Origin of the sequence: Nonomuraea diastatica, from assembly GCF_004349015.1 — a bacterium.
Lineage (GTDB): Bacteria > Actinomycetota > Actinomycetes > Streptosporangiales > Streptosporangiaceae > Nonomuraea > Nonomuraea diastatica.
Genome location: NZ_SMKP01000105.1, coordinates 1 through 21,945, shown reverse-complemented (window position 1 = coordinate 21,945; position 21,945 = coordinate 1). Strand labels below are relative to the sequence as shown.

The following is a 21,945-nucleotide window of genomic DNA, read 5'->3' as shown; positions in this document are numbered from 1 at the left end:
GAGCCTTCAACAGGTTCTATACGAAGGTGATCGGCGCGCTCCAGGCAGGGATGCTCGACTCGCCGTACTCACTGACCGAGGTGCGGGTGCTGTTCGAGCTGGCGCACGCCGGGCGGATGGAGACCGGCGAGCTGCGCGGGCTGCTCGATCTCGACGCGGGCTACCTCAGCAGGATGCTCGCGCGCTTCGAGGGCGACGGGCTGATCGCGCGCGAACGCTCCGCCTCCGACGCGCGCAAGCAGCTCGTACGCCTCACGCCCGCCGGCTCGGAGGTCTTCTCCGGGCTCGACAGGCGCTCGGCCGAGGAGGTCGAGCGGCTGCTGTCCACGCTGTCGGAGCCGGACCAGGAGCGGCTCGTCACCGGCATGGCGACGATCAGGAGACTGCTCGGCCCGCCCGGCGAGCGGCAGCCGTACGTGATCAGGCCCCCGCGCAGCGGGGACCTGGGCTGGGTCGTCCACCGCCACGGCGCCCTCTACAGCGCCGAATACGGCTGGGGCACCGGCTTCGAGCAGCTGGTCGCCAGGATCGTCGGCGGGCTCGACTTCTCCCGCGACGCCGGGTGGATCGCCGAGGTGGGCGGGGAGCGGGCCGGGTGCGTGTTCTTCGTCCGGCAGGACGAAGTCACGGCCAAGCTGCGGATGTTGCTGGTCGAGCCGTCCGCCCGCGGCCTGGGCATCGGGCGCCGGCTCGTGGAGGAGTGCCTGCGGCACGCGCGGGCCGAGGGCTGCAAGCGCGTCACGCTGTGGACGCGCGACTGCCTGGTGAGCGCGCGGCACATCTACCAGGCAGCCGGGTTCGAGCTGCAGTCGGAGGAGAAGAGCACGGAGAACGGCGTCGAGGTCACCGACCAGATGTGGGCGTGCGACCTGCGGGCCACCAGTTGAGCGGCCCCGCCAGGCGCATCAGGCTCGGCACCAGCACCGCCCTGATCACCGTCGCGTCCACCAGCACGGCCACCGCCATGCCGACGCCCAGCATCTGCACGAACGACACCTGCGCGGTGGCGTAGGCGGCGAACGTCAGCGCCAGGATGCCGCCGGCCGCCGTGATCAGCGGGGCACTCCGCTGCAGGCCCGTCGCCACGGCCTGCTCGGTGTCGCCCGTCCTGTCGTGCTCCTCCTTGATGCGTGACAGCAGGAACACCTCGTAGTCCATGGACAGTCCGTAGGCGACGCAGAGCATGAGGATGGGGATGCTCGCGTCGAGCGTGCCCGTGGCGGTGAAACCGAGCAGGCCCGACAGGTTGCCGTTCTGGAAGATCCAGACCAGGGCCCCGAACATGACGCCGAGGCTGAGCACGTTCATGAGGGTCGCCTTGAGGGGAATGACCACGCTCCTGGTCATGAGGAACAACACCAGAAAGGTCATGCTCAGCATGAGGGCGAGGACGAGCGGCAGCCGGTCCACCACGGAGGAGCGGTAGTCGGCCAGCTCGGCGGGATAACCGCCGACCAGCACCTCGAACGGCGGCTCGACGGAGCGTACGGCCTCGACGACGCGGACGGGATCGTCGGCCAGCGCCTCCGCCGACGGGACCACGGACAACCACGTCCCCTGCCCCGCGAACCTGGCAGGGTCGCCGTCTCCCACCCTGCCGCCCGCGGCGTAGGAGCCCGCCGCCGAGTCGACCTGGGCGACGCCGGGGATCCGGGACAGGCTCGCGGCATATGCCGAAATATCGCCGACCGCCGTGCTTGTCGAAACCACCTGGATGGCGTCCGTCTCCTCCGCCGGGAAGGACCGGCGGAGGACGTCCTGGGTCTGCCGCGCGGACGCCTCGGGCGGCAGGATGCGGTCGTCGGCCACGCCGAAGCGCAGCCCGAGGAACGGCGAGGCCAGCACCAGCAGCACCACCATGGCCAGTCCGCCGGACAGCAGTGGCCGGCGCATCACCAGCAGGGCCAGCGCGTGCCAGAACCCGGCCGCGCGCTCGGGCACCTCCCGCTTGGGGAGCATCGTGCCGCCGGCCGTGGCGAGCACGGCGGGCACCACCAGCACCGCCGCGACCAGGCCGCCGATCACGACGGCGACGCCCGCGTACGCGAAGGAGCGCAGGAAGTCGAACGGCAGCGCGAGCAGCACCGCCAGGGACGTCGCCACGGTGAGGCCGCTGAACAACACCGTCCTGCCGGCGTGCTCCACGGCGCCGGCGACCGCGCTCGCCCGGTCGGCGCCGCGCCGCGTCTCCTCGCGGAACCGCTGGATCACGAACAGGCAGTAGTCGATGCCGAGGCCGAGCCCCATGGCCAAAGTCAGGTTGAGGGCGAACGTCGAGATCTCGGCGAACAGCAGGGCGCCGCTGAGCAGCGCCAGCCCCACCACCATGGCGAACACCCCGGCCAGGATGGGCACCACGGCCGCCGCCACCCGCCGCTGGTAGAACCAGAGCAACACGAACGCCAGCGGGAAGATCACCAGCTCGGCGCGGACGAAGTCCTGCCTGGCCAGCGGCACCGTCTCCCTGAACACCTCCTCCCCTCCCCCGGCCCGCACCTGGAGCAGATCGCTGCCCTTGGTGATCTCGGGCACGAGCCCGGGCAGGACCCCGGCCCGTACGTGGTCGGCGTCACCCGGGATGCGCACCACGATCAGCGCGTGCCTGCCGTCGCCGCTGCGCAGGGTGGCGGGCCGGTCGCGGGTCCAGTAGGAGGCGGCCTCGGCGACGCCCTCCTCGCGCCCGATCCGGGCGGTCAGCTCCCTGCCCGCCGCGACAACGGCGGGGTCGTCCACGGTGCCGCTCCTGGCGGTCACCAGGAAGATCATGTCGGGGCTGCCCGTGCCGAACCGTTCGACCAGCTCGGCCTGGGCGCGGTCGGACTCCGATCCCGGCGCCTCGAACCTGGACAACGACAGCTGCGACACCGCGCCCGCCGCGAGCGCCGCGGCGACGACGAACACGACCAGAGCGAGCGCCAGCACGAGCCGGCGGCGCCGGACGAGGAGGAACCCGAGCCTGCGCAGCATCGGGTCCGCGACGCTCGCGCGGGCGGCCCTGGGCCGCGTGTTCACCGCCATGCCGGCACCTCGGCGGGCGCCCTCAGCGGGCCGGGCTCGATGACGAGCACGGTACTCATGGCATCTCCCCAAAACTCGGTAAGCTACTCGCATTTACTGTCGGCATCAGAAATACAAGTAAAAGCTCGCATTTGTCAATGGGGAGACGCATGGCTGAACGCACGGTCCGCCGGCAGGCGCGCGGCCTGAAGCGCATGGCGGAGATCCTCGACGCCGCCGAACAGGTCATCGCCGAGGTGGGCTATCCCGAGCTGACCACGAACCAGGTCGCCGCGCGGGCGGGGATGTCTCCCGGGTCGCTGTACCAGTTCTTCCGCAACAAGGAGGAGATCCTGGACGGGCTGGTGACCCGCTACACCGACGACCGGCAGGAGTTCTGGGCCGGGCGGCTGGCCGCCGTCACGCCCGACGTCCCTCTGGACGTGCTGGTCGGGCAGTTGGTGGACGAGAGCGTGCGGTTCAAGAGCCGCTCGCCGGCGTACTGGTCGTTGTTGTACGGGACGGCGACGGGCGATCGCCTGGCCAAGGCGGCCGGACGGCTGCACGACGACATCGCCCGGCACATCGCCTCCATGCTCCGCCGCCGCTCACCCGGCCTTGCGGAGGAACGCGCCCTGCTCATGGGCAGCATGGCGCTGGCCATGGTGAAGGCGGTGATGCCGATGATCACTTCGGCGTCTCCCGAGCGCGGCGCCGAGCTGGTGGGCGAGCTGAAGTTCGCGCTCGTGCGCTATCTGAGCTGACCGGCAGGGTCACCACGCCGGCGCCCCGGGAAGATCAGGCCCGAAAAGATCGGGCGCGGAAGACCAGGCCCGGGGAGATCAGGTGCGGAAGCGGCCCGTCACCTCGAACGTGTGGCCCTCGGTGCGGCCGCGCCGCGCCGAGAAGTAGAGCCGCTCGCCGTCCGGGGAGAACGCCAGCCCTGTCAGCTCGGCGCCGTCGTGCCCCTCCAGCCGCAGGAACGGCGTGACCTCCCGGTCGGGGGCGATGACGTCGATCTGCGTGGTCTCCCTGGCCACGTAGAGGTCGCCCGAGGGCGCCGCCGTGATGGCGCGCACGCCCGAGCACAACCGGTCGAGCGTCGAGGTCTGCGCGTCGTAGGCCCACAGGCCCGAGTCGCCCTTGGTGGTGAAGTAGCACACGCCGCCCGCGTAGTGGCAGCCGTCACCGCCGTCGAAGTGGCGGGCGTCCTCGACCTGGTGGCGGGCCTCCTGGAAGAGCGCCGCCGGTGAGGGCACCACCCGCCAGTGGCCCGAGGCGCAGAGGACCTCCAGCGTGCCCTCCGTCAGGTCGCCCCAGTCGCCCGGTATGAACCGGTAGAAGCAGCCGTCGGGCTCGTCCTCAGTCATGTAGACCACGCGCCGCTCCGGGTCGCAGGCGGCGGCCTCGTGCTTGAAACGGCCCATGGCCAGGCGGGGGCGGGCGGCGCGCGAGCCGTACGGATCGCATTCGAAGACGCGGCCGCGGTGACCGAGCTCGCACGACAGCCAGGTGTGCCACGGTGTGGCGCCGCCCGCGCAGTTGAGATCGGTGCCCGACAGGATGCGGTAGGCGTCGGCCACGCTGCCGTCGGACCGGAAGCGCAGCGCCGACGCGCCACCGAGCAGCGGCAGCTCGGAGTTGGACACGTAGATCCAGCCTCCGCCGTCGGGGAAACAGGCGCCACCGTCGGGGGCCGCGTGCCAGGTCAGCCCGGCCACCTTGCGCCCGGAGCGGGCCACCTCCCTGCCATGGAACCCAGAGGGCAGGGCGAGGCCGTGCTCGCCCGGCAGGCGGAGCGGGCCGTACGGGCTGACGCCGCCCTGCAAGAGCGGGCCCGTGCGGAGGAGAGTCTTGTGGGACATCGTGGGGCCTCCCTCTAGGTGCCACGCTAGTCGACCGCACGGACATGAATGGCAGGGACTCGTCACATCAAACTCTGCGCAAACCTCACGGCTCCAGAATTTGATCATGCGGAAGCCCCTGTCCGGCCGGGCGGTCCGCACGTTCGCCACAGGCGCGGAAGCCCTGCTCATCCGAGGCAGACCCGGCGACACCGTCCCCCGCGCTTTCGGCCCGGCCTCCTCGCGGCGGGCCGTCTCGCGGACTTGTGCGTGCCGCTTACGGCAGCCGAAGAGCCCGGGTGCTCCGCCTGCGGATCCCGCACTCCTCGGGCTTCGTCAGCGCTGGGCCTGGAACATCCAGTGCTGCTTGTCGATGTCCTGCGCCACGGCGATGAGCAGGTCCTGGGTGACGGGGTCGGGCTCGTCGGTGATCCGGATGCGCTCGTACATCCGCTTGCTGATGACGTCGAGCGTCTCGGTGATCGTCGCCACGACCTTGCCGTCCTCCAGCCAGCCGCCATCCGGCTGAGGGAGCTTCGTGTTCCTGGCGATCGTGGCGGAACGGCCGTCCGGGTTGATCCCGAGGGCGACGCTGCGCTCGGCGATGAGGTCCATGTGCTTCCTGGCCAGCTCGGTGACCTTGTCGAGCTGCCGGTGGATCGGGCGGAAGTGTGCGCCGACGAGGTTCCAGTGAGCCTGTTTGGCCACCAGCGAAAGGTCGATCAGATCGACCAGAGCGCCCTGCAGGGCTTCCGCGACGGTGTTCCTGGCATCACCCGAGAGTGGGCCGGTGATCGTGGCCATGTCGTCATTCCTCCCTATTCGGTCGGACTGTCCCTTTTCTTAACGACTCCCAGGCTCGCCTTCTTCCGATGCGCCCTAGTTGACAGTGTAATAATGACAGTGTCATTGTGAGGGTATGAGCGACACCTGGACCATCGGCGAGCTGGCCGACCGCACGGCGCGAGCGCTGCGCGACGGCATGGCGCCCCCAGGCGACGGCAGGGGCAACGGCCGGGTCCGCGACGTGCCCGGAGAGCGGCTGATCAGGTGGTATACGACCATCGGCCTCGTGGACCCGCCCCTCACCAGGCGCGGCAGGATCGCCCGGTACGGACGGCGTCACCTGCTCCAGCTCGTGGCCGTCAAACGGCTGCAGGCGGCGGGCCGGTCGATCGCCCAGATTCAGGCCGCCCTCGCGGGCGCGACCGACCGGATGCTGGAGACGACCGCCGCGCTCGAGAACACCGCCGTGCCGAAGGACACCGACGGGGCCGCCGACACCACCAGGCCCGGGGAGCCCGAGCGGCTCAGGGACACCGAAAAACTCGGTGACACCGCTGGAACCGGCCATCCGGCCGCTCCCGCACCCCCGGCCGCCGAGACTTCCCGTACGCCGCGCGCCGCCGCCGGCAGGCGCGGGGAGCGGTCCGAGCTCGGCGACGGGACACCGGACGAGCGGGCACGTGGGCGGTTCTGGGCCGCGCACCCGGGTACGGGAGCCGCACGGGACACGGAGACGCCGACCGGCGGCCCCGGGCCTCGCCCTGGGGCCGCGGGCGTCGCCGGTGACACGGATCGGCCCTCCGCCGGGACGCGCGGGAACGAGGGTGACGCCCGCGGGCTGCGGCGTGCGGGGAGGGCCGGGCACCGCGCGGGTGCCGTGGTGACGGGGGTCGTGTTGGGAGACGGGGTGCGGCTGGTGCTGGACGCCGGCCGGGCGCCGTCCGATGAGGACGTTCAGGCGGTGCTGGCGGCGGCCGGACCGCTGCTCGCGGTGCTCGAAGAGAGGCAACTGACATGAGGATCACTTCGCTGGAGCCCGCACGGTGCCTGCCGGTGCCGGACGCCGGGATCGGCGCCCTGCGGACCGAACGCGGCAACCTGCCGCTCGAAAGCGTGGACGTGGCCGCCGACATCTCGGGGCTCATCGCCGGGGTCGAGGTCACCCAGGGGTTCAGGAACCCGTTCGACGTCACGTTGGAGGCGACGTACGTCTTCCCGCTGCCCGGCCGGGCTGCCGTGACGGGGTTCAGGATGGAGGCCGACGACCGGGTCATCGAGGGCGTGCTGAAGGAGCGCGGCCAGGCCAGGGCCGACTACGACCAGGCGCTGCGCGAGGGCAGGCGGGCGGCGATCGCCGAAGAGGACCGGCCGGACGTCTTCACGATCAGGGTGGGCAACATCCTGCCCGGCGAACGCGTCTCGGCCAGGCTGACCATGAGCCAGCCCCTGCCGTACGAGGACGGCGCGGCCACGTTCAGGTTCCCGCTGGTCGTCGCACCGCGCTACATCCCGGGCACCCCCATCGACGGGCGGCCCGCCGGCGACGGGGCCGCGCCCGACACCGACGCCGTCCCTGACGCGTCCAGGATCAGCCCTCCCGTTTTGCTGCCCGGCTTCCCCGACCCGGTGCGCCTCTCGCTCAGCGCGCGCGTGGACGCCGCGGGCCTGGAACTGCGCGAGATGGCCTCCAGCCTGCACGTGGTAGAGGAGGAGGGCCACACGGTCCGCCTTCGTCCTGGCGAGCGGCTCGACCGCGACTTCATCCTGCGCATGTCGTTCGACGCGTCCACGTCGTTGCAACTCGACGGCGGGGGCACGTTCGCGCTGACCGTCGTGCCGCCGCCGCTGCAGGCCACGCGCGCGCCCCGCGACGTGGTGCTGCTGCTCGATCGCTCCGGCAGCATGGGCGGCTGGAAGATGGTGTGCGCGCGCCGGGCCGCCGCGCGCATCGTGGACACGCTGACGCCCCAGGACAGGTTCGCGGTGCTGACCTTCGACTCCGTGGTGGAGCAGGCGTTCGAGGGCCTGGTGGAGGCGTCCGACCGCAACCGCTACCGCGCCGTCGAGCATCTCGCGGGAGTCGACGCCCGAGGCGGCACCGAGCTGCTGGAACCGCTGCTCAAGGCCGTCGCCCTCCTGAGCCCCGCGTCCGAGCGCGACCGCGTCGTGGTGCTGGTCACCGACGGCCAGGTGGGCAACGAGGACCAGATCCTGGAGCAGGCCGGCGGGGCGCTGTCGGCCATGCGCGTGCACACCGTCGGCATCGACAGGGCCGTGAACGCCGGGTTCCTCGGCCGGCTGGCCGGGCTGGGCGCGGGGAGGTGTGAGCTGGTCGAGTCGGAGGACCGGCTCGACGCCGCCATGGAGCAGATCCACCGCAGGATCGGCGCTCCCCTGGTCACCGGCCTGTCGATCAAGGGCCTCGACGTGGAGCCGGACACGGTCACGCATCTCGGCTCGATCTTCCCCGGCGTGCCCCTGCGGGTGTTCGGGCGGCATCGCGAGGGCTCCTCGCTGACCGTGCACGGCATGGAGGCCGAGGGGCCGTGGGAGCAGCAGGTCCCGGGCGTGACGGTGGACAATCCGGCCATCCGCGCCGTCTGGGCGCGTACGCACCTGCGGGAGCTGGAGGACCGGTACGCCATGGGCGAGCACGACCTGGAATCCAGGATCGTGCGCACGTCCCTCGACAACGGTGTGCTCTGCCGCTTCACCGCGTACGTGGCGATCGACACCAGGCAGGTCGCCGAGGGCGGCCCTGAGCACCGAGTCATCCAGCCGGTCGAGCCGCCCAGCGGATGGGAGATGCCGCGGAGCGCGGCGCCGATGGGCGCCTTCGGGCACACGATGATGGCCGCCGGGCCCGCGCCGACCGGCGCGGCCGCCGTACGCATGCGACACCCTCAGGGCTTCGCCCCGGGCACGGAGCAGGGACTGCTCGCGGGCGGCGATGCCGGCGCCGCCGGCCTGCCTCCGGCGCCGGGAGCTCCCGCGCGGCCGGGCTCGCCTCGCGGCGGTGCCCGCTCCCGGAGGTCCGCCCCGCGGCGCGCGGACCCGGTGGCGTCGGTACGCACGCAGCTGGTGGCCGAACTCGGCAGGCTGACGGCGCTTCCCGGGCCCGACCTGCTCTACCTGGCCGACCTGGGCTCGCGGCTGGCCGCGCTGGCCGCGTACCTCGGGGGGAACGAGGAGCTGGCGGCGCTGGCCCGCGAGCTGGAGGCGGCCGAGCGCCCGGGCGCGGACGCTCAGGCGCTGCACGACCGTGCCGTCGCCGTCCTCACCGCGCTCGTCGGCGGCTCGGCCGCACCAGGCCCGTCCTCGGGACCGAGGGCTTCAGGTGAGCCTCGTGGAGGTCGCGGCTCGTTCTGGAAGCGCACCTAGACCGGCCGGTCACCGGGGCGGTCACATGATCGGCGTCCACTCCTTCAGCAGTACGATCTCGTAGCCGCCGACCGCCGTGTACGGGTCCCGGCGGAGGATCTCCCGCAGTTCCTCCTCCGCGGACACCTCGTAGACGTGCAGCGCCCCGGTGTCGTCCGCCCACGGTCCGGCGGTCACCAGCCGCCCCTCCTCCTTGAGCCCGCGCAGGTGCTCCCGGTGCGCGGGCCGGGCGGCGAGCCGCCGTGGGCCGCCGTCGAAAGCCAGGTGCAGTACGTATCTCGCCATGCCCCGCACGCTAGGCCGGCCCCCTGCTTTCGCTCAGCATCGTGGGGCACGGCGATGGTGTATATGGGGATACATGACTTACACGCTTGCCGACCTGCCGATGTTCGCCCGGCTGGGAGAGGAACGGCTGCGCGGTCTGACGGCGCGGCGCAGGCGCTATCCGGCAGGGCAGGTGCTGTGCGCCGAGGGCGACCCCGCCGACCATCTGATCGTGCTGCTCGACGGGCGGGTCAAGGCCGGGCGGGTGAGCGCGGAGGGCCGGGAGGTGGTCCTCGCCGTGGAGGCGGCGCCGGTCGCGTTCGACAAGACGGCCCTGCTCGTGGACGGCCCGCACCGGGCGACGCGCACGGCCCTGACGGCGGTGGAGGTCGCGTACGTGCCGCGCTCCGCCGTGCTGGACCTGGTCGCCGGCGAACCGGAGGTCGCGGCGCGACTGCTGCGCACGCTGGCCGCGACCGTGCGTGATCTCGACGAGCGGCTCACCGACGCGGCCGTGCGCGACGTGCCGACGCGCGTGGCGGCCTGGCTGGTACGCCGCTGCGCCGGCGGCCGGGTTCCCCTCCACGGCGGCCAGGCGGGCTTGGGGGCCGAGATCGGCGCGACCCGGGTGAGCGTCAACCGTGCGCTGCGCGGGTTCGAGCGCCGGGGCATGGTCGAGATCTCCACCGGCGAGGTGATCGTGCTGGATCGGCTGGCCCTCTCCCGCCTGGCCGCCGTCCCCATCCCGGCGCCTTGAACGCCATCCGGCCTGCCCGGCATGGAGCGTCCGGCTGCTTGGAGGCCGTCCGGCTGCTCATACTCTGAAGAGGTGACGACACTTGTCCTGGACGGCGGCCTGTCCACCCAGCTCGAACAGCTCGGGGGGGATCTCCACGACGCGTTGTGGTCGGCGCGGTTGCTGCTGGAGGAGCCGGAGCTGATCCGGCAGGCGCACGCCGGCTATTTCGCGGCGGGCGCCGACGTGGCCACGACCGCCAGCTACCAGGCCACGATCCCGGGCTTCGCCCGGCGCGGGCTCGACGTGGCGCAGGCCGAGCGGCTGCTCAGGCTGTCGGTCGAGCTGGCGGGGCAGGCACGCGACGAGGCCGGGGGCGGGCTGGTGGCGGCGTCGGTCGGCCCCTACGGCGCCTACCTGGCCAACGGGGCCGAATACACCGGCGACTACGACCTCGACGAGGACGGCCTGTTCGCCTGGCACCTGCCACGCTGGGAGATCCTCGCCGGGGCGGGGGCCGACCTGCTGGCCTGCGAGACGATCCCGTCCTGTCCTGAGGCGCGGGCGCTGGCCCGGCTGCTGAGCCACACGCCGGAGGTCAAGGCGTGGGTGAGCTTCTCCTGCAGGGACAGCGAGCATCTCAATGACGGGACACCGATCCGGGAGGCCGCCGCGCTGTTCACCGGGCGTTCGCAGGTGGTGGCCGTCGGCGCCAACTGCACCGCGCCGCGCCACATCCCGGGGCTGATCTCGTGTCTGTCGGGCGCGCTGCCCGTGGTGGTCTACCCCAACTCGGGCGAGTCGTGGGACCCGGCCGGTCGCCGCTGGGTGGGCCTGGCCGACCCGGTCGAGTACGGCCAGGCCGCCAAGGAGTGGCAGCGGGCGGGTGCGTCGCTGATCGGAGGTTGCTGCAGGACGACTCCCGAGCACGTCCGGCAGATCCGCGCGCACCTGTCCTGAGCCCCGCCCGTGGTGCTAGGCGGTCACCGTCGCGGCGCCGCCGCGGCGGCCCAGCACGCGGTCGAGCGCGAACGCGCCCCCGCCGCTGAAGCCGATGGCCAGGCTGGCCGCGGCCAGCGCCAGGACGAACTCGTAGCCGCCCTCGCCGGCGCCGAAGCCGTTCGCGCCGTGCACGAAGACGATCGCGCCCACCATGTTGAGCGCCAGCAGCGTGCCCACGATCGGCAGCGCGGCGCCGGCGACGAGCGCGAGCCCGCCCACGACCTCCAGCGTGGCCACCGCGGGCGCGGCCACGCCGGCCAGCGGGATGCCGACGGACTCGAAGAACTTGGTGGTGCCCGCGATGCCCATGGTCGCGAACTTCTGGTAGCCGTGGACGATGAAGATCACGCCGACGGCGATCCTCGCGAGCAGCAGGACGATGGGGCGCGCCTGATCGATCATGCGACCTCCTTGATTGTCGTTCAGTTTTGAACGACAACTCTAGCCGTGATGTTCAAACCCGAACAACAAGTCAGGCCGCCGAGTCAATGACCTGATCTCAGGAGCGGCGTGGCCTACGCCTACACTGAGGCGGTGATGGACCCCCGGTGGCTGGACGCGACGGAGATGGCGGCGTGGCACGCCTTCGTGTCCACCTTTCACCTGCTGGAGCGCCGCATCGAGGAGCAGCTCAAGGCCGCGGCGGGGCTGACGCACCCGCAGTATGAGATCCTGGTGCGGCTCTCCGCCGCCACCGATCACCGGATGCGCATGACAGAGCTGGCCAGAGACGTCGTGGCGTCGAAGAGCGCGCTGACGTATCAGATCACCCAGCTGGAGAAGGCGGGCCTGGTGGAGCGGGCGCACTGCCCCTCGGACGAGCGCGGGGTGCTGGCGGTGCTCACCGACGCGGGCATGCGCTGCCTGGAACGGGTGGCGCCCGGCCACGTGGAGGTGGTGCGCGCCTATCTGATCGACCGGCTCAGCCGTGAAGAGTTGCATACGATGACGACCGCCATGCGGAAGACGGAACGCGCCTTACGGTCGTCCCACTGAGACGTGACGTGACGTGGCTTCGGCATGCCTAGAGGCGCGCGCCGGCCCGTGAGCGGAGGACGGTCGCACGAGAGCACCACCGCCTCTTGTGACTCTAAGTTAGCATGCCATCACGGCAAGCCACCACCACCGTGGCTCTAGCTCTTCCCGGCGGCGGCGCGGGCCGCCCGCTCCATCGCGACCCTGGCACTGGCGGCGTACTTGTCGACGTATTCCTGCTCTGACAGCTCCATCAACGCGTACATGATCTCATCGGTCACCGCGCGCAACACCAGCCGATCTTCCTCCATCCCGTAATAGCGGGAGAAGTCGAGCGGCTTGCCGAACCTGACGCCCGGCCGGATGCCGAACTTGGGCAGAGGTCGCCCAGGCGGCATCATCTCGTACGTGTTGATCATGGCCCAGGGGATGACCGGCACCCGGGACTCCAGTGCGAGCCGGGCCACGCCGGTCTTGCCTTTGTAGAGGCGGCCGTCGGGCGAGCGGGTGCCCTCGGGATAGATGCCCAGGATGTGGCCCTCGCGCAGGATGCGCAGCCCGGTGCGCAGCGCTGCCTCGCTGGCCTTGCCTCCCGAGCGGTCGATCGGCACGGTGCCGACGCCGCTGAAGAACAGGCGGGTGAAAAAGCCCTTCACGCCACGCCCAGTGAAATAGTCGGCCTTGCCCAGGGAGATGACCTTGCGGCGGATCTGCAGCGGCCCGAAGAAATGGTCGGCGAACGACAGGTGGTTACCGGCCAGGATCGCCGGCCCCTGCCTGGGCACGTTTTCCGCGCCTTCGGTCCATGGCCTGAAGACAAGGTGGAGGATAGGCCCCAAGATGGCCTTGACCACCCAGTAGAACACCCCGGCACCTCTTCCTCAGCGCATTGTCGGCGACCAGAGTCATCTTCCCACTCCGCGGGGGATGCTCCTACACCACCTCTCGCACAAACACCCTAGAACGTGCGACGATCGGGCCGTTCCGGAGGAAATTGCCGGAATGAAACAGCACGGAGGAGCTGTTATGCCGCTCATGCCAGGCGCGGAGTCCTACCACCACGAAGCAGGACAGGTCGGGGTGTTGCTGTGCCATGGGTTCACCAGCACGCCCCAGTCGCTTCGGCCGTGGGGCGAGTTCCTGGCCGGGCACGGGGTGAGCGTCTCGCTGCCCCGCCAGCCGGGACACGGCACCCGGTGGCAGGAGATGAACCGCACGCGGTGGGAGGACTGGTACGCCGAGGTGGAGAAGGCGTTCGAGATCCTCCAGGGCCGCTGCACGGAGGTGTTCGTGGCAGGGCTGTCGCTCGGGGGCTGCCTGGCGCTGCGGCTGGCCGAGGTGCACGGCCCGGCGATCAGGGGCGTGGTCGTGGTCAACCCGTCGATCGCGAACGACGTGCCCCTGATGAGGCTGGCCCCGCTGCTGAAATGGTTCGTGCCGTCGGTGCCCGGCGTCGCGGGCGACGTCAAGAAGCCCGGCGCGACCGAGCTGGCCTACGCCCGCACCCCGGTGAAGGCAGCCGCCTCGCTGCCGGGGTTGTGGTCGCTGGTGCAGGCCGACCTGGCGAAGGTGACACAACCGCTTTTGGTCTTCCGCAGCGCCGAGGACCACGTGGTGAAGCCGGCGAGTGTGGCGATCATCCGTGAGAAGGTGCCGCAGGCCACGATCGAGGAGCTTACCGATAGCTATCATGTTGCGACGCTGGACAACGATGCCGACAGGATCTTTGCCGGGAGCCTCGGCTTCATCCGGACACATGCCTCTGTACCCTTGCAGAGGGACTGATCGCACCCAGGGGGAAGTCGCGATCGCTGTGGAGAGGCCCATCTAGGTGACGCCCCAGAGTGACGAGGACGAGGTCTGGCGGCAGATCGTCGCGTCCTTCAACGACACCGCCGAGCGCGACTCGGCCGACCAGCCGTGGCCGGACAGCGAAAACGTCCCCGCCGAGCCCACCCGCAGGGTGGTCAAGCCCTCGGAGGAGCCAGCGGCCGAGCCTGACGGGCCGGACGAGCCCGAGGGCGACACGGATCCGCGTGACGACGGCGACGACGAGGACGAGGGGCACTTCGTGCCACCTCCGCCGCCTCCCCTGCCCAAACTCGACCTGCCGACCAAACTGGCGTGGGTGGCGCTGTTCGGCGGCCCCGCCTACCTCCTGGTCGCCGCGATGGCCAACTGGCACATGGAGGGGTGGGCGCTGTTCACGGCGGTGGCGGCGTTCATCGGCGGGTTCGTGGCGCTGGTGGTGCGCATGGGCGACGGCCCGCCGTCCAACGACTCCGGCTGGGACGACGGCGCCGTGTTGTGAAGCCCCCGCCCTACGACTTCGACGTGGTGGTCTCCGGCGCGAACGCCTCCACCACGTCGGTGTAGCGGTCGGCGGTGTCGACCGCGTGGCCGACCGCCCAGACCGCGCCCTTGCCCGCGAGATAGGCCACCGCCTGCAGACGCACGCTGCTCCTGCCGTGCTTGGCGCGCCCGCGGATGACCTCGCAGTCGCCCTTCTCGCAGCGCATCATGAACGGCTCCCCCGCCCGCGACGGGTCGTAACCGGCCATCCAGTAGCGGCCCTTGCCGTCGCCCGTCACGCCGTAGAGCCGGGCCTCGGAACGGGGCAGCCGCTGCTCACGCCAGCGCTTGCCGTTCCAGGTCAGCACGAGCGGGGTGATGTCGCCGGGGCCGTGGTAGACGCCGCCGACGGCCACCGCCCGCTTGGAGCTGTCGACGTGCACGTCACGCAGGTAGCCGCCGGGGATCGAGGGCACCGGCATGGACTTCCACGCGTTGCCGGAGTGGTGCACGATCAGCGGCGCGGTGCCGGTGTCGCCGACGGCGAACCCGTCCGCCACCGCGTAGAGCGCGCCCTTCTCCTTGGTCTCGTGGACGGTCCAGGAGGCTCCGTGGCCGGTGAGGATGAGCCCGTTCTTCTCACGGCTCCCGACCGCGACGATCCGCCCCTGCTTGGCGTCGACGCCGCCGAGCCAGTCGCCCGCCCGCAGGCCCTGCGGCCTGACCCGGTCGAACCCCGTCGCGTCGCCGTGCGCGAGATAGGGCAGCCCGTCGTGACCGTCTCCGACCGCCCACACGTCGGACGCCGACGTGGCGGCCAGGCCGCGCAGGTTTCCCGCGGCCGTGGCGTCGCGCACGGGCACCTCCGCCCAGCTCTTGCCGTTCCAGTGGCGGATGGCGCCGCGGTTCTTCCAGACGTCCCAGATCTCCTGCTGGCCCACGGCCCACACGTCGTTGGCCGAGACCGCGAGCACGTCGGAGAGCGAACCGTCAGCCTGGAGGCGCACGCTGGTCGACTCCTGCCACGCCTCGATCGTGGCAGGACGGGGATCGGCATGCGCGGCGGGCGAGGCCTGTGTCAAGGCCACGGACGTCGCCAAGATCAAAGAGAGCGCACGCCGCTGAAAGCGACGGGTCATGATTGAATGCTACGGGCTCGCGAGCCCCGCTTGCCCGTTACAGCCCAACTCGCAACTCTGCGATGACCGGCAGATGGTCGGAAGCGGCGCCCAGATCGGCCATCGGCGCGTCCACTCCCCCGCAGGCCACGACACGCGCGGCGCGCGCGGCGAACACCCCGTCGATGCGCGCGGACGGCTGCCGCGCGGGGAAGGTCAGGCCGTCGCCCTTTGGCGCCACCGCGTAGCAGTCGGCCAGCCGCCCGGCGAGATAACGCCAGGCGGGCTGGTGGTCCTGCTCGTTGATGTCGCCGCCGAGCACCATCGTCGCGTCCAGCCGGGTGGCCGCGCGTTCCACCAGCGCCACAGCCTCCGCCGCGTGATGCACCCTGGCCGGGTCGTTGAGGTCGAGGTGGAGCGAGCCGACGGCCAGCCGCGTCCCCTCCGCCTCCACCACGGCGATCGCCAGCCCGCGCCGCTCCAGCCCGAAGAAGGCCCGCAGCGCGTGGCTCTCGGCGTGCAGCACGCTGACGCGCGGCCCGGTGAACACGGCGACGCCGCCGAGCCTGCCCGGGGTGGCCGGCCGGAGCCCCGCAGCGGCGGCCAGGGCCCGGCGCCTGGCCCGCCAGCGGACGAACCTGGGCGCCTCCTGCACGCACAGCACATCGGCGCGCATGGCGGTGATGACCCCGGTCAGCGCGGTAACGTCGTCGCGCAACCCGTGCAGGTTGTAGGTCGCTACGCGGATCGTCACGTAAGGGTGGCTAGCGGCGCCTGGCCAGGTCGGCGGCGCCCACCACGCCGGCGGAGGCGCCCAGCTCGGCCAGCTTGATGTCGGCCAGCGGCCGGTGCCCGTGCCCGGTGAGCCGCTCGGCGAAGGTGTCGCGTGCCCGGTCGATGAACAGGTCGGCGGCGCGGGACACGCCGCCGCCCACGATGAAGCAGCCGGGGTCGAGCAGCGCAGCCAGATCGGCCATGCCCTGGCCCAGCCAGTCGGCGAGGTTGCGGAACGCGGCCAGCGAGGCTTCGTCGCCCAGCCGCGCGGCCTCGGTGACCTCCTCGCCCTCGATCTTGCCGTCGGCCAGCCCCAGCAGGATCCCGGCCCGCTCCGGCTCCGCCTCGGCGATCTCCCTGGCCTCCTTGACGAGGGCCTGACCGCTGGCGTACTGCTCCCAGCAGCCGATGTTGCCGCAACCGCACGGCCGCCCGCCGGGCAGCACCTGCATGTGGCCCAGCTCGGCGCCCATGCCCCAGCGTCCGCGGTAGAGTGCGCCGTCGAAGACCAGGCCGCCGCCGATGCCCGTGCCGAGCGTGATGCAGACCACGTGGGGCTGGCCCCGCCCGGCGCCGAACCTGGTCTCACCCCAGGCCATGGCGTTGGCGTCGTTCTCGATCACGACCGGCAGGCCGACGAGGCCGCTGATCTTCTTCTGCAGCGGCTCCTCGCGCCAGGCGAGGTTGGGGGCGAAGCGCACCATCGACCTGGTCTCGTCGACGAACCCGGCCGCGCCGACCCCGACCGCCTCGATCTGCCTGCCCTCCGCCAGCTCGCGAACGACGTCGGCCACCGTCTCGGCCACCACCTCCGGGCGGTCGGCGGCGGTGGGCCTGAGCGTGTGTTCGACGATCTCGCCGTCGTCGTCGACCACACCGGCGGCCACCTTGGTTCCGCCGATGTCGACACCGATCGTGAGCATTGCCCCGTGTCTCCCTATCCCAGATCTATGTGTTCCACATTGTCGCGGCGATCCCGATCGTCGCGTTGCCTGCGGGGGGCGGGCGGCTTGCTGAGGACGTCGAACGCGCCGCGGACGGCGGCGAACAGCTCACCGCCGGCGGCCACCAGATGCCCGGTCACGTCGGAGCCGGACTCGCGCTGCGCGGCGATCGCCCGGCAGACCGGGCAGGCACGGCAGATGTACTCGTCGTGGGGCTCGGACACCGCCTCTTCCCACACGTCGCGTTCCCTGCGACCGCCGCCGGCGAACGAGTTGAACACGGACTTGCCGACCTGGCGGGTGGCCCGCCCCTGGATCGACTCGAAAAGCTTGCGCGCCTCGTCGGCGACGGTCCCGATCGGATCTCTGTCGTTGCTCTCGGTCATCTGGCCCTCCCTGCGTATGGGGTCGCTCATCCTCCTCAACTCGTCAGGTTGCGGATTCGCTCCCCGACCTGAACGGTAATGCAGAAATCGCCGTCACGCGGGATCGCCGAACCGCACGCTGAGCACGCCGTCGCGGAGCGCGGCTCCGCTGATCTTACGACGGGCCAGCGCGGCGGGAAGCGCCAGAATCCTGCGGTAGGGGCCGGCGGTGACGATCAGCTCGTCGCCCTTGCGTGCCAGGTCGATGTCGTCGCGGTCGGCCCCGGGCAGGGCGAGGGCCAGCTCGTCGGCGCTCATCCGCAGCGGAGGCTCGATCGCGTGCGAGGCGAACGGATCGGACTCGCCGTACATCGACGCGCCGAGCTCGGCCAAGGCCTCCCGGCCGACGGGCTCTGCGGGCAGATAGGGGACGACGTGGACGGGCAGCGGCGCGAACGACTCCTCCGCCTCGGCCAGCAGCCTGGACTGCGCCTCCACCCACCGCGCGCGCCACTCGTCGGCGTCGCCGGCGGGGAAGACGCGGTTGGCCACGACGGCGTCGACGCGGTAGCCGTACAGGTTGAGCGAGGTCATGGTGCGCCTGGCCTCGGCGAGCACCACGGCCTCCGGCGTGAGCACGAGCCGCACGGACGCGTGGTCGCCGGTGAGCAGCTCGCGCACCTCCATCAGACCGCGGTGGAAACGCTCGACCGCGCTCAGGACCTCTTCGCCCGGCGTGCTGATGTGGGCCACGCTGCTCACGAACGGCGAGACCAGCCGCACGAGCTTGCGGCCCACCGGCATCAACCTGCTGACGTGCCAGTCGAGCGCCTCGGGCAGGGCCAGCAGCCGCAGCGTCTCCGCGGTCGGCGCGCAGTCGACCACGATCACGTCCCAGCGGCCCTCACGGGCGTGCTCGCGCAGCTCCAGCAGGGCGATGATCTCATCGGCGCCGGGCAGGACGGTGATCTCATCGGAGGTGACCTCGTCGAGGCCCAGCTCCACCAGCACCCCCCTGGCGTATTCGCGCAGCTCGCCCCAGTGGCGCTCCAGCGTCTTCTGGGTGTCGACCTGGTGCAGGTGCAGCCCTGGCGCGATCTCGCCCGGCTCGGCGCCGAGCGCGTCAGCCAGCGAGTGGGCGGTGTCGGTGGAGACGACGAGCGTCTTGAGGCCGCGAGCGGCGGCGAGCGTGGCGGTCGCAGCGGCGGCCGTGGTCTTGCCGACGCCGCCCTTGCCGGTGAAGAGCAGAACCCGCGGCCTCACCTCAGCGGCCCTCGACGCGCTTCTTGAGACCCTTGAGCGCGGTGTCCACGATCACCTTCTCCGCCTTGCGCTTGATCAGGCCGATCATGGGCACGCTGAGATCGACCGTCAGCTCGTACGTCACCTCGGTGCCACTGCCCGCGTCGGCGAGCCGGTAACTCCCCCTGAGGTCGGAGACCATCTTGCCCGGCTCGACCACCTGCCAGCTCACGCCGTCGTCGTCCTGCCAGGCGTAGCCGAGGGTGTAGGTGTCGCTGATCGGGCCGGCGTCGAGGGCGAATCGCACCTGCTGCGGCCTGCCGTCGGGGCCGGTGGAGAGGACCTCCGCGCTCTTGACCTGCCCCGCCCATTCCGGGTAGGCGGGGAAGTCCGCGATGACCGCCATGACGTCGGCGCGACCGGCGCTGATGGTGGTGCTCGAAGTGGTGCGATCAGCCATGCGACCACCGTAATGCACAACACGCCGCTCGGGACGGACCGGACGGCGCCGCCCGCGCTCACCACTCGAGGACGTACGGAACGCCCCTCCCCCGAAAGTGTCCGACGTTCACGCATTCGGTGCGCCCGACGCGGGTGCGGCGGTGAAGGGGATTGTGCACGTGTCCGAACAGGGCGTAACGCGGCTGGGTGCGCCTGATCGCCTCCAGCGTGGCCTCGCTGCCGCGCTCGAACCTCCTCGCCACCACGTCATAGAGCAGCTCGGGCAGGGCCGGCGGGATGTGACAGCACAGCACGTCGACCTCGCCGACGGCCTCGACCTTGGCCGCGTACTCCTCGTCGCCGATCTCGTACGGGGTGCGGTAGGGAGTCTTGAGCCCGCCGCCCACGAACCCGAACCGCAGGCCGCCGATCTCCGTGACCTGCCCGTCGAGCACCTCTAGTCCCGGCCTGAGGTAGTCGGCCCACAGGGCGGGGATGTCGACGTTGCCGTAGGTGAGGTAGGCGGGGGCGGGCATGGCGGCGAAGAGGGCCTCGTACTGGGCGCGCACGTTGCGTTCGATGTGCTCGCGCGGGTCGCCGCCGAGCGTGGCCCACAGCCGCGCCGACATGGCCCTGGCCTCGTCGAACCGTCTGGCCGTGCGCAGGGCGATGAACGCGGCCGCGTTCTCCGCCCCGAACAGGTCGGCGAAGATGCCCTGCGCGTGGTCGTCGTAGTCGATGAAGAGGATCAGGTCGCCGAGGCAGATGAGCGCGTCGGCGCCCTCGCCGGCTCCGGCCAGCGCGTCGGCCCTGCCATGGACGTCGCTCACCACATGGACCCTCATGGGGGGAATCCTAAGAGCCCTGGCTGCTAGCGTGACATAACGCCTCAGTGACGGAGCTACCAGCGCGTAACTTGGCGCGGTAACGTCCAGGCCAGGTCGTCACGAAGAGGAGTTGATCCGTGCGCGAGTACAGCGTCCCCGCCCTGGTCGACGTGCCCGCCTCCGCCGGCCTGGCCGACACCGTCTTCACGCGGGCCGAGGAGCGGCCAGGCGCCGTGGTCATGCGCCGCAAGACCGACGCGGGCTGGCCCGTCGTCACCGCGGCCGAGTTCCGCGACCAGGTGGTCGAGGTGGCCAGGGGGCTGATCGCGGCGGGCGTCGAGCACGGCGACCGGGTGGCGCTGATGTCGCGCACCCGCTACGAGTGGACCCTGGTCGACTACGCCATCTGGTCCGTCGGCGCGGTCACCGTGCCGGTCTACGAGACCTCGTCGGCCGATCAGGTGGCGTGGATCCTCGCCGACAGCGAGGCCAGGGCGGCGTTCGTGGAGCTCGACTCGCATGAGGAGACCGTGCGGGAGGCGGCGCCCGGCCTGAAAGCGGTCTGGCGGATCGACGGCACGCTCGACGCCGAGGGCGTCCCGGCCTCGGCCGTCGACGAGCGCAGGGAGCGGGTCGCCTCCTCCGACCTGGCCACGATCGTCTACACCTCGGGCACCACCGGCCGGCCCAAGGGCTGCCGGATCACCCACGACAACCTGTTGTTCACCGCGCTCAACGTGCTGCGCGGGCCTCTGGAGCCGCTGTTCGCCCGTAAGGACCCGGCGGCGCTGCTGTTCCTGCCGCTGGCGCACATCTTCGCGCGGATGATCCAGGTGGTGCTGTTCGAGGCGGGCGCCGTCATGGCGCACACCCCCAACATGAAGAACGTCGCCCCCGACTTGCAGGACTTCCAGCCGACGTTCCTGCTGGGCGTGCCGCGCGTCTTCGAGAAGGTCTACAACTCCGCCGAGCAGAAGGCCGTCGCCGGCGGCAAGGGCACGATCTTCGCCCGCGCGGTGGACGTCGCGGTGGCCTGGAGCCGCGCCGAGAGCTCCGGCGGGGCGCCGCTCGGGCTGCGGCTGCGGCGGGCGGTGTTCGACAGGCTGGTGTACGCCAAGCTGCGCGCCGCCACCGGCGGCAGGCTCTCCGCGGCGGTGTGCGGCGGCTCGGCGCTCGGCGACCGGCTCGGCCACTTCTTCAGGGGCGTGGGCATCGAGGTCTTCGAGGGCTATGGCCTGACCGAGACGTCGGCCCCCTGCTCGGTCAACATGCCGGGCGCCAACAAGATCGGCACCGTCGGCAAGCCGCTGCCGGGCGTCACGCTGCGCGTCGGCGACGACGGCGAGATCCTGGCCAAGGGCAGGAACGTCTTCGGCGGCTACTGGAAGAACGACGCGGCCACGGACGAGGTGGTCGACTCCGGCGGCTGGTTCCACACCGGCGACATCGGCGAACTGGACGCCGACGGCTACCTGCGGATCACGGGGCGCAAGAAGGAGATCCTGGTGACGGCGGCGGGCAAGAACGTCGCGCCGGCCCCGCTGGAGGACGCGCTGCGCGCCCACCCGCTGATCTCCCAGGCCATGGTCGTCGGAGACGGCCGGCCGTTCGTGGCGGCGCTGATCACCCTCGACCCCGAGGCCATGCCGGCAGGGGCGACGGCCGAGGGGCTGCGCACCGACCCCGAGGTGCTGGCCGGCATCCAGGCGGCCGTGGACCGGGCGAACCTGTCGGTGTCGAAGGCCGAGCAGATCAAGAAGTTCGCGATTTTGGCGGCCGCCGACATCACCGAGGACAGCGGGCATCTCACACCCACCCTGAAGATCAAGCGCAACCTGGTGCTGCGCGACTTCCAGAAGGAGATCGACGACCTGTACGGCGGGCACTGACCCACCACACAGGTCCCGGGGCGGGGTCCACGCGCCCGCCGGTCAATCCAGCGCCTCCCCGACGCCCC

Annotated in this window: 23 protein-coding genes; 10 read left to right on the top strand and 13 right to left on the bottom strand. The window is 71.5% G+C overall.

Annotated elements, in window-relative coordinates; translation table 11 throughout:
• Nucleotides 1-26: 26 nt before the first annotated feature.
• Nucleotides 27-887 carry a bifunctional helix-turn-helix transcriptional regulator/GNAT family N-acetyltransferase gene (locus tag E1294_RS31310; RefSeq protein ID WP_246083412.1) on the top strand — a complete coding sequence of 287 codons (861 nt, stop codon included), beginning with the start codon at nucleotides 27-29 and terminating at the stop codon, nucleotides 885-887.
• Here E1294_RS31310 and E1294_RS31305 read toward each other — a convergent pair.
• A complete protein-coding gene (locus E1294_RS31305) occupies nucleotides 844-3,018 on the bottom strand; it encodes an MMPL family transporter (protein WP_132514390.1) in 2,175 nt (724 codons plus the stop codon). The genes E1294_RS31310 and E1294_RS31305 overlap by 44 nt on opposite strands.
• 149 nt (nucleotides 3,019-3,167) lie before the next feature.
• Here E1294_RS31305 and E1294_RS31300 point away from each other — a divergent pair, with 149 nt between their 5' ends.
• Entirely contained in the window at nucleotides 3,168-3,761 is a 594-nt protein-coding gene (locus E1294_RS31300; RefSeq protein WP_246083411.1) for a TetR/AcrR family transcriptional regulator, read from the top strand.
• A gap of 78 nt (nucleotides 3,762-3,839) precedes the next feature.
• Here E1294_RS31300 and E1294_RS31295 read toward each other — a convergent pair whose 3' ends face one another.
• Nucleotides 3,840-4,862, bottom strand: coding sequence for an alkaline phosphatase PhoX (locus E1294_RS31295; RefSeq protein ID WP_132514386.1), 1,023 nt, complete (start codon nucleotides 4,860-4,862; stop codon nucleotides 3,840-3,842).
• Nucleotides 4,863-5,177: 315 nt separating this feature from the next.
• Nucleotides 5,178-5,645: a Dps family protein gene (locus E1294_RS31290; protein ID WP_132514384.1), complete on the bottom strand. Its 468-nt coding sequence runs from the start codon at nucleotides 5,643-5,645 to the stop codon at nucleotides 5,178-5,180.
• A gap of 115 nt (nucleotides 5,646-5,760) precedes the next feature.
• Here E1294_RS31290 and E1294_RS54845 point away from each other — a divergent pair, with 115 nt between their 5' ends.
• A complete protein-coding gene (locus tag E1294_RS54845) occupies nucleotides 5,761-6,645 on the top strand; it encodes a MerR family transcriptional regulator (protein ID WP_220448033.1) in 885 nt (294 codons plus the stop codon).
• On the top strand, nucleotides 6,642-9,008 hold the full coding sequence (locus tag E1294_RS31280; RefSeq protein WP_132514382.1) for a VIT domain-containing protein: 2,367 nt from the start codon (nucleotides 6,642-6,644) through the stop codon (nucleotides 9,006-9,008). Before E1294_RS54845 ends, E1294_RS31280 begins: the two co-directional genes overlap by 4 nt.
• 21 nt (nucleotides 9,009-9,029) lie before the next feature.
• On the opposite strand, the gene E1294_RS31275 is transcribed toward E1294_RS31280, so the two are convergent.
• Nucleotides 9,030-9,293 (bottom strand): YciI family protein, encoded by a 264-nt coding sequence (locus tag E1294_RS31275; RefSeq protein WP_132514380.1) that lies wholly within the window; start codon nucleotides 9,291-9,293, stop codon nucleotides 9,030-9,032.
• Nucleotides 9,294-9,366: 73 nt separating this feature from the next.
• On the opposite strand from E1294_RS31275, the gene E1294_RS31270 reads away from it, so the two are divergent.
• Together E1294_RS31270 and mmuM are read left to right on the top strand one after the other, a co-directional pair.
• On the top strand, nucleotides 9,367-10,029 hold the full coding sequence (locus E1294_RS31270; protein ID WP_165977575.1) for a Crp/Fnr family transcriptional regulator: 663 nt from the start codon (nucleotides 9,367-9,369) through the stop codon (nucleotides 10,027-10,029).
• 21 nt (nucleotides 10,030-10,050) lie between these two features.
• Nucleotides 10,051-10,968: a homocysteine S-methyltransferase gene (mmuM, locus tag E1294_RS31265; RefSeq protein ID WP_132514376.1), complete on the top strand. Its 918-nt coding sequence runs from the start codon at nucleotides 10,051-10,053 to the stop codon at nucleotides 10,966-10,968.
• A 15-nt stretch (nucleotides 10,969-10,983) separates the two neighbouring features.
• Here mmuM and E1294_RS31260 read toward each other — a convergent pair whose 3' ends face one another.
• Nucleotides 10,984-11,412: a DoxX family protein gene (locus E1294_RS31260; protein WP_132514374.1), complete on the bottom strand. Its 429-nt coding sequence runs from the start codon at nucleotides 11,410-11,412 to the stop codon at nucleotides 10,984-10,986.
• A gap of 135 nt (nucleotides 11,413-11,547) precedes the next feature.
• Between E1294_RS31260 and E1294_RS31255 the strand changes: the two genes are divergently transcribed.
• Nucleotides 11,548-12,006: a MarR family winged helix-turn-helix transcriptional regulator gene (locus E1294_RS31255; RefSeq protein ID WP_246083415.1), complete on the top strand. Its 459-nt coding sequence runs from the start codon at nucleotides 11,548-11,550 to the stop codon at nucleotides 12,004-12,006.
• 137 nt (nucleotides 12,007-12,143) lie between these two features.
• On the opposite strand, the gene E1294_RS31250 is transcribed toward E1294_RS31255, so the two are convergent.
• Nucleotides 12,144-12,851, bottom strand: a complete 708-nt coding sequence (locus tag E1294_RS31250) for a lysophospholipid acyltransferase family protein (RefSeq protein WP_132514370.1) — start codon at nucleotides 12,849-12,851, stop codon at nucleotides 12,144-12,146.
• 160 nt (nucleotides 12,852-13,011) lie between these two features.
• On the opposite strand from E1294_RS31250, the gene E1294_RS31245 reads away from it, so the two are divergent.
• Nucleotides 13,012-13,770: an alpha/beta hydrolase gene (locus tag E1294_RS31245; RefSeq protein ID WP_132514368.1), complete on the top strand. Its 759-nt coding sequence runs from the start codon at nucleotides 13,012-13,014 to the stop codon at nucleotides 13,768-13,770.
• A gap of 46 nt (nucleotides 13,771-13,816) precedes the next feature.
• A complete protein-coding gene (locus E1294_RS31240) occupies nucleotides 13,817-14,296 on the top strand; it encodes a hypothetical protein (protein WP_132514366.1) in 480 nt (159 codons plus the stop codon).
• Nucleotides 14,297-14,306: 10 nt separating this feature from the next.
• On the opposite strand, the gene E1294_RS31235 is transcribed toward E1294_RS31240, so the two are convergent.
• The 7 genes from E1294_RS31235 to E1294_RS31205 form a co-directional block, all read right to left on the bottom strand.
• Nucleotides 14,307-15,416 carry a hypothetical protein gene (locus tag E1294_RS31235; protein WP_246083410.1) on the bottom strand — a complete coding sequence of 370 codons (1,110 nt, stop codon included), beginning with the start codon at nucleotides 15,414-15,416 and terminating at the stop codon, nucleotides 14,307-14,309.
• A 37-nt stretch (nucleotides 15,417-15,453) separates the two neighbouring features.
• A complete protein-coding gene (locus E1294_RS31230) occupies nucleotides 15,454-16,149 on the bottom strand; it encodes an endonuclease/exonuclease/phosphatase family protein (protein WP_132514364.1) in 696 nt (231 codons plus the stop codon).
• Between the two features lie 10 nt (nucleotides 16,150-16,159).
• Nucleotides 16,160-17,092 (bottom strand): ROK family glucokinase, encoded by a 933-nt coding sequence (locus tag E1294_RS31225; RefSeq protein WP_132514362.1) that lies wholly within the window; start codon nucleotides 17,090-17,092, stop codon nucleotides 16,160-16,162.
• A gap of 14 nt (nucleotides 17,093-17,106) precedes the next feature.
• The gene (locus E1294_RS31220; RefSeq protein ID WP_132514360.1) at nucleotides 17,107-17,499 is read right to left on the bottom strand and encodes a hypothetical protein; all 393 of its coding nucleotides are present in this window, start codon (nucleotides 17,497-17,499) and stop codon (nucleotides 17,107-17,109) included.
• Nucleotides 17,500-17,592: 93 nt separating this feature from the next.
• Complete coding sequence (locus E1294_RS31215; protein WP_132514358.1) at nucleotides 17,593-18,741, bottom strand: ArsA family ATPase; 1,149 nt, start codon at nucleotides 18,739-18,741, stop codon at nucleotides 17,593-17,595.
• Between the two features lies 1 nt (nucleotide 18,742).
• On the bottom strand, nucleotides 18,743-19,180 hold the full coding sequence (locus E1294_RS31210; protein ID WP_132514356.1) for an SRPBCC family protein: 438 nt from the start codon (nucleotides 19,178-19,180) through the stop codon (nucleotides 18,743-18,745).
• A 58-nt stretch (nucleotides 19,181-19,238) separates the two neighbouring features.
• Nucleotides 19,239-20,006: a metallophosphoesterase family protein gene (locus E1294_RS31205; protein ID WP_132514354.1), complete on the bottom strand. Its 768-nt coding sequence runs from the start codon at nucleotides 20,004-20,006 to the stop codon at nucleotides 19,239-19,241.
• Nucleotides 20,007-20,125: 119 nt separating this feature from the next.
• Between E1294_RS31205 and E1294_RS31200 the strand changes: the two genes are divergently transcribed.
• Nucleotides 20,126-21,877 carry an AMP-dependent synthetase/ligase gene (locus E1294_RS31200; protein ID WP_132514352.1) on the top strand — a complete coding sequence of 584 codons (1,752 nt, stop codon included), beginning with the start codon at nucleotides 20,126-20,128 and terminating at the stop codon, nucleotides 21,875-21,877.
• Nucleotides 21,878-21,945: the final 68 nt, after the last annotated feature.

What these genes read in the sequence shown, in the direction of transcription:
- E1294_RS31305 (WP_132514390.1), bottom strand. Translation starts at nt 3,018, where the DNA reads ATGGCGGTGAACACGCGGCCCAGGGCCGCCCGCGCGAGCGTCGCGGAC.
- E1294_RS31300 (WP_246083411.1), top strand. Translation starts at nt 3,168, where the DNA reads ATGGCTGAACGCACGGTCCGCCGGCAGGCGCGCGGCCTGAAGCGCATG.
- E1294_RS31295 (WP_132514386.1), bottom strand. Translation starts at nt 4,862, where the DNA reads ATGTCCCACAAGACTCTCCTCCGCACGGGCCCGCTCTTGCAGGGCGGC.
- E1294_RS31290 (WP_132514384.1), bottom strand. Translation starts at nt 5,645, where the DNA reads ATGGCCACGATCACCGGCCCACTCTCGGGTGATGCCAGGAACACCGTC.
- E1294_RS54845 (WP_220448033.1), top strand. Translation starts at nt 5,761, where the DNA reads ATGAGCGACACCTGGACCATCGGCGAGCTGGCCGACCGCACGGCGCGA.
- E1294_RS31280 (WP_132514382.1), top strand. Translation starts at nt 6,642, where the DNA reads ATGAGGATCACTTCGCTGGAGCCCGCACGGTGCCTGCCGGTGCCGGAC.
- E1294_RS31275 (WP_132514380.1), bottom strand. Translation starts at nt 9,293, where the DNA reads ATGGCGAGATACGTACTGCACCTGGCTTTCGACGGCGGCCCACGGCGG.
- E1294_RS31270 (WP_165977575.1), top strand. Translation starts at nt 9,367, where the DNA reads ATGACTTACACGCTTGCCGACCTGCCGATGTTCGCCCGGCTGGGAGAG.
- mmuM (WP_132514376.1), top strand. Translation starts at nt 10,051, where the DNA reads ATGGAGCGTCCGGCTGCTTGGAGGCCGTCCGGCTGCTCATACTCTGAA.
- E1294_RS31260 (WP_132514374.1), bottom strand. Translation starts at nt 11,412, where the DNA reads ATGATCGATCAGGCGCGCCCCATCGTCCTGCTGCTCGCGAGGATCGCC.
- E1294_RS31255 (WP_246083415.1), top strand. Translation starts at nt 11,548, where the DNA reads ATGGACCCCCGGTGGCTGGACGCGACGGAGATGGCGGCGTGGCACGCC.
- E1294_RS31245 (WP_132514368.1), top strand. Translation starts at nt 13,012, where the DNA reads ATGCCGCTCATGCCAGGCGCGGAGTCCTACCACCACGAAGCAGGACAG.
- E1294_RS31235 (WP_246083410.1), bottom strand. Translation starts at nt 15,416, where the DNA reads ATGACCCGTCGCTTTCAGCGGCGTGCGCTCTCTTTGATCTTGGCGACG.
- E1294_RS31225 (WP_132514362.1), bottom strand. Translation starts at nt 17,092, where the DNA reads ATGCTCACGATCGGTGTCGACATCGGCGGAACCAAGGTGGCCGCCGGT.
- E1294_RS31220 (WP_132514360.1), bottom strand. Translation starts at nt 17,499, where the DNA reads ATGACCGAGAGCAACGACAGAGATCCGATCGGGACCGTCGCCGACGAG.
- E1294_RS31210 (WP_132514356.1), bottom strand. Translation starts at nt 19,180, where the DNA reads ATGGCTGATCGCACCACTTCGAGCACCACCATCAGCGCCGGTCGCGCC.
- E1294_RS31205 (WP_132514354.1), bottom strand. Translation starts at nt 20,006, where the DNA reads ATGAGGGTCCATGTGGTGAGCGACGTCCATGGCAGGGCCGACGCGCTG.